Below are 5,518 nucleotides of genomic sequence, written 5' to 3'. Positions count from 1 at the left end.
GGATGTTCTTCTCCCAGCAGCTTGCGGCTGAGTGCTAAAGCTTGGATGTAAAGGGGTTCGGCTTCGCTGTATCTGCCTTGGGAACGGTAAAGTTCTGCGAGGTTGTTGAGGCTAGTGGCGACAGATGGATGTTCTTCACCCAAACGTTTTTTGGTAACTTCTAAACACTGCTTATACCAAGGTAAAGCCTGGTCATATAACCCCTGACCATTGTAGAATCGAGCATTAGCGATGAATGGCCAAATTAAATTTTCATCACTGATGTGTTGAATCAGATTATGCGCTACTTCCGCAATGTGAGGTATGTCGGCGGAAACAGCAGTGATTTGCTTAAGGGTGGGGTCTTGAGGAATATCTTTGGCAACTGCTATCATTACCTTGCAAAGCGATCGCTTAAATTCCTCTGCCTGTTCTAAAGATGTAAGCTTATATTGGAAAAACTCCCTTAGCAGTGGATGTAGTTGATAGATTCCCTCACCTTTGCGGTGGAGAAAATGCAGGTTCAACAAGCTATCATCTCTAATTTCCTCTAAATCTTCGGTATCTTCATCTGGTAAACACTGTTCCACCAACTTCCAGGGTATGGGTGCGGCGGCAAATAAACTCAATAAACAGCCCAATTGTTTATCGTCGTCCTCTAATTCCTGCCAACTCAACTCAAAGGCTGCTAACACACCTCGTTGTGCTGTCATGTCGGCTTCCGACTTAGATTTAGAGAGGGAACGCTCATCTAATCGCTTGTTCTCCAACCGCCGCAACATTTCTGCTAAAGATAAATCCTGTTTCCGCGCCAGATAGCGCCCCACTAATTCCACACCCAAAGGTAAATATCCCAGCCACTCACACAACTGATTTGCTAAAGCTAATTCTCGGTCAATTCGCTCTGCTGTTTCTTTGAGCAAAGACCTTAATAACTCCAGCGCCGCCTCTGGTTGCAGCACATCCAAAGATAACTGTGCAATGCGTCCCAAGTTTTGGCGGGTAGTTATCAGCACTTTAAACCGAGAAGGTAGCGACTGTAAGTAAGGCTTGAGTTGCTCGTAGTCGGTGACATCATCCAGTACTAGCAGCACATCACCCTCACGCCAATGCCGCCAACAATATTGCACTTGGGCGAGTATATCAAAATCTTCTGGCGGGTTTAAATCAAGCTGCGTTCTCGCAAACTGCACAACTTGAATGCCCACATCCCCAGTTTTTGCTAGCAACCAGCAAAGCCCACCGTTATATGTTTCGCGGTGCTGGATGGCATATTGTAAGGCAAGTTCTGTTTTACCAACTCCACCCATTCCAGCAATAGCAGCGATCGTAACTTGTTCATTATCCTGCAAAAGTTGGTGAAGATTTTGCAATTCTTTCTCACGCCCGACAAACTCCAGTACCCCACTCAGGGGCAAATTTTGCGGTATTCCAGTCGGGGGATTTAACTTTGCCCGTTCCCCTTCAAGCGACTTTAGTCAATCAGGGGAATTCTGATTGTAATTGATAGTAATGGGGCTATTGTCTACGCCTTGAAAGGTAGGAGCTTTACTATCATTGCTTTGAAAACCTTGGCCACCGTAAACATTCTGGACATTTTTACCTTGAACTTTACCAATATTAATTTCTTGGTGAATCTGTTGGGCAAGGCTTTGAACTTCTTCACCAAATTGGGTGTCGGTGTCCATTTCCACCTGTAAGTAGGCAGCAACAAAGTTTAAATCTTCCTTAGAACCTTGTTCGGCCTTTATTAAGGCTTGTTGTACTTTCGGCTTACCCTGGAACTTATCCCAAATTTTTTGACGCAGCAATTTTAGCTTGTCCAGTGTACCTTCTGTGATCTTCTCTACGGTTTTTTCTATAGCTTTGGTGATGACCAAGGTTGCGATCGCAGCTGCTGTGAGTGATACTGGCTCCATAAGTTTGCCAAAATATACGAGATTTTACTTATGGTTCTCAGTCTAACAGTCTCTAAATAGTTAATGGAGAGCAAATACCAGAATAAATTATAAAACAAGAGAAGTCGGGAATCTTATCTCACTTTAATTTTTTAAATTACCGGATCTAAATCTAATTTCATATATTCCCAGCCAACCCGCTGCAAGTAGCAAAGGTAAAAAGTAGTATAATCCACGATAAGCTAACAGTGATCCCAAAACTGCCGCCCCAGAAAGTTTAGAGGAAAGCAAGAGCAACATCACAGTTTCAAATACTCCCAAACCACCGGGGACATTACTAACAACACCTGCAAACATCGCTAATAAGTAGATTCCCAAAAAATCTAGATAAGACAAAGATGTATTACTAGGAAGCACAGCATAAAGAACCGCCGCCGCAAGAATCCAGTCAAAACTAGAAATTGCGATTTGAGCCAGTGATATTTTAAAAGTAGGAAATTGAAACTCTTGTCCCCGAATTATTAATGGTTGTTTAATAAAAATACTTCCTAACAAATAAGCAGCAACCAATAGCAGAAAAATCACGCCGATGGGACGCACGGTGGCAAAAGGTAAATGTAATTGAGTGGGAATTTTTAGGGGGTTGATGACGAACAAGCAACCTGCAACGGCAAACATTCCCAACCAAAAAGTAAAATTGGCGAAAGCAATTACTTGAGCGATCGCGACTGCTGACACTCCCCAACTAGAGTAAAATCGATAACGGATAGCACTGCCAGTCAGCAAGGCAAAACCTATGGTATTACTAAACGCAGAGCTAATAAAGCTGGTTAGAGCAATCTTGTTCCAACTTAGGGAACGATTAATGTAGCTAAAACCTAAGATATCGTACCCAATCATCACTAGATAGCCCAATGCTGTCAGCCAAATTGCCCAGCTTAAGCGACTTTTGGGAATAGCAGCTAGAGAGTTGAGGATATCACGATAATTATACTCATGCAATTCGTTAGCGATCGCCCACAGGGAAAGCACCAGCAGGGACAAGCCGAACAATGTGCTAAATTTGAGTCGCAACTTTTTAACCATTTTAAAAGTCCTGAGTACTAAGTAAAGAAACGTATCCTAACTCTTGACTTTTAACTTACTAGCAGTCGCAAAGTTTCCATCAGGTTGACACAGCATTGACATATCATTTGCATAAACTTTTGAAGATAAACACTAGCTATAGCAGTCCTAAATCATTCGTGAAAATTGAGATTGTTGTTACCCGCCTTTGGTAAGGGGGACGGCGATAGCCGGGGGGTGAATTTTCTGACAACTCATTTAGGATTGCTATACAGAGTTGTTTTTATAGTGATAACTGATAAATTATAAATGAACTACAAACAATCTAAAATTCTCTTGCTAGTTTCAGTATTAACTCTAGTTGGCTGTAATTACAGTCAAAGTGTAACAGCAAAACCACCTCAACCGCAGGATTTACAAACAACGCCTTCCCCTCTTTCAACCCAGCCAAATACTAGCGATTTCGCTACTTCTCTAACTTATAAGATTGAAACCTACAATAGTCGAGTAATGGGCGCAAGTCGTACCTACGGCGTTTCTTTACCACCGGGCTATAAACAAAGCCTAAAACAAAGTTATCCTGTAATCTTTCTCCTCCACGGTGGACATGGTTATCCCACAGATTGGTTTATTCAGAACAAGGGACAAGCTCTCAAGACTGTGGAACAACTTTATACTACAGGTAAGTTGCCACCCAGCATCATCATCACACCAGATGGCAATGACAAACGTGGCTCTAGTCCCTACCGAGACCCCGCATATATCGATGGCCCTAACGGTAAAGTTTCCACAGCCGTGGGGGATGAGTTAGTAAAAGTTGTGCAAAGCCGTTATCGTACACTAACTAATCCAGATTTTTGGGCGATAGGTGGTTTATCTTCAGGTGGTTGGGGAGCAATGAATGTGGGATTACACAACCTGGATCATTTCTCGATTTTATTTAGTCATAGTGGTTATTTTCATGATAAAAGCGGCCCGATAAATAGTCCGATATCTTATATCAAAACTATTCCTTTGGAAGCTAAAAAGAGGTTACGGATATACCTAGATTCAGGGAAATCAGATATTGAAGAAATCGACGAAGCCCAACGATTTACTAAAGTCCTAAACGAACTCAAAATTTCTAATTCGTTTCGTCAGTTTCCTGGTAGTCACACTTGGCAATACTGGCGGGAACACTTAGCGGATTCTTTGACATTCGTGGGAAAACAATTTAGATATTCTGAAATAGCTCATCAAGATGAGCATTTAGGTTTTAATCGGGATAAAAATACCCGAAGTTATTAGAACTTTCAGTGGAAATAATGCATTTTGCCAAAAGGTTGACATCCAAAGGTCAACATCGAAAACTTTGGTGCAATTTTTCAGCAGATTAATTATAGTAAGTTTTAATGGAGGTGATTTTTTTAAACGCTAAAAAAATATGAAGATTTCTAAATTTTTAATTAGCTTGGTAGGAGCGATCGCACTCCTGACGACCGCCGGTTATTATTATGTATTCATCTTAGGTGCGCCACAACTAGACCCGCCCCAAGAAGAGGCAAATACTGGGCTAAAGTTTCAATTAGCAACCTTCAACTCCCAAGCGATGGGTGCAGTCCGCAACTACGGTGTGATTTTGCCCCCTAGTTACAACAAAAATCAGCAAAAGCGCTACCCTGTGATATTCTTATTACACGGTGGTCATGATGATGCTCGTGCTTACGCTGATAAATACGCACTCTTAGACGTACTGCATGAACTTTATCAAAGTGGAAAATTACCGCCATCGATTGTGATTACACCTGATGGTAATGATAATCGCGGTTCCAATCCTTTATACGACCCCGATTATTTTGATGGGCCGAATGGCAAAGTGGGGACTTTGATTGGATCAGAATTAGTACAAGTTGTCAAGTCGCGCTACCGAACTATGGAAGAACCCCAGTTTTGGGCCCTGGGAGGTCTGTCTTCTGGGGGATGGGGGGCTTTTAATATCGGGTTACGCTATCTTAACAACTTCCAGATTTTGTTTAGCCATAGCGGTTACTTTACCGATAATAGCGGTTCACAAAATAGTCCCCAACAAATCGTGCAACAGCTACCAGTTGAAGATAGGAAGCGATTGCGTGTTTACCTGGATGCGGGTCTGAACGATACTAATTTGTTAGCTTCTACCAAAGCCTTCAACGAAACCTTAAATAAATTAGGCATTGCTCACGTATTTTATGCATTTCCTGGAGGTCATGGTTTGTCTGGTGCAGATATCGGCTGGAACTACTTCCACAAACATCTCAAAGATTCACTATCCTATGTAGGAGAACAGTTTAAAAAAGTTAAGAGTTAAGAGTTAGGAGTTAGGAGTTAGGAGTTAAAATTTGAAAACTCAGGTTCTACCGCTTCCTTTCTACTACGGCATTAAAATTAAGGTGTTATATTATGTCCGCTTGATTCCTTATTAAACCCGAAGAACCCCAAAAGAGACAAAGCGTAGCTTTGGCTCCCCTTCCCGCAAGCTCTTAGGGGTTGGGGATGGGTATAATAGACATCTGGTGAAATTAAATATGCGTTATCTAGAACCCTTGTAGAGACGCGAA

General features: G+C 42.0%; 5 protein-coding genes. 2 read left to right on the top strand and 3 right to left on the bottom strand.

The genetic code is table 11. The annotated features are described in order from the left end of the window. The 3 genes from PUQ00_RS16690 to PUQ00_RS16680 form a co-directional block, all read right to left on the bottom strand. The coding region (locus tag PUQ00_RS16690; RefSeq protein WP_300418754.1) for a tetratricopeptide repeat protein at positions 1 to 1,397 on the bottom strand (1,397 nt) is incomplete at its 3' end. A 60-nt stretch (positions 1,398 to 1,457) separates the two neighbouring features. After that, entirely contained in the window at positions 1,458 to 1,898 is a 441-nt protein-coding gene (locus tag PUQ00_RS16685; RefSeq protein WP_300418694.1) for a hypothetical protein, read from the bottom strand. A 123-nt stretch (positions 1,899 to 2,021) separates the two neighbouring features. Then, positions 2,022 to 2,963: a lysylphosphatidylglycerol synthase domain-containing protein gene (locus tag PUQ00_RS16680; RefSeq protein WP_300418692.1), complete on the bottom strand. Its 942-nt coding sequence runs from the start codon at positions 2,961 to 2,963 to the stop codon at positions 2,022 to 2,024. A gap of 288 nt (positions 2,964 to 3,251) precedes the next feature. Here PUQ00_RS16680 and PUQ00_RS16675 point away from each other — a divergent pair, with 288 nt between their 5' ends. Then, on the top strand, positions 3,252 to 4,229 hold the full coding sequence (locus PUQ00_RS16675; RefSeq protein WP_300418690.1) for an alpha/beta hydrolase-fold protein: 978 nt from the start codon (positions 3,252 to 3,254) through the stop codon (positions 4,227 to 4,229). 136 nt (positions 4,230 to 4,365) lie between these two features. After that, positions 4,366 to 5,268: an alpha/beta hydrolase-fold protein gene (locus tag PUQ00_RS16670; protein ID WP_300418688.1), complete on the top strand. Its 903-nt coding sequence runs from the start codon at positions 4,366 to 4,368 to the stop codon at positions 5,266 to 5,268. Positions 5,269 to 5,518: the final 250 nt, after the last annotated feature.

This window comes from Nostoc sp. S13 (assembly GCF_029379315.1).
GTDB lineage: Bacteria > Cyanobacteriota > Cyanobacteriia > Cyanobacteriales > Nostocaceae > Nostoc.
The sequence above is the reverse complement of the archived record's forward strand: the minus strand, read 5'-3'. Positions and strand labels throughout refer to the sequence as shown.

Bases quoted from the DNA above. Each gene is read 5' to 3' on its own strand.
- PUQ00_RS16685 (WP_300418694.1), bottom strand. From the start codon at position 1,898: ATGGAGCCAGTATCACTCACAGCAGCTGCGATCGCAACCTTGGTCATC.
- PUQ00_RS16680 (WP_300418692.1), bottom strand. From the start codon at position 2,963: ATGGTTAAAAAGTTGCGACTCAAATTTAGCACATTGTTCGGCTTGTCC.
- PUQ00_RS16675 (WP_300418690.1), top strand. From the start codon at position 3,252: ATGAACTACAAACAATCTAAAATTCTCTTGCTAGTTTCAGTATTAACT.
- PUQ00_RS16670 (WP_300418688.1), top strand. From the start codon at position 4,366: ATGAAGATTTCTAAATTTTTAATTAGCTTGGTAGGAGCGATCGCACTC.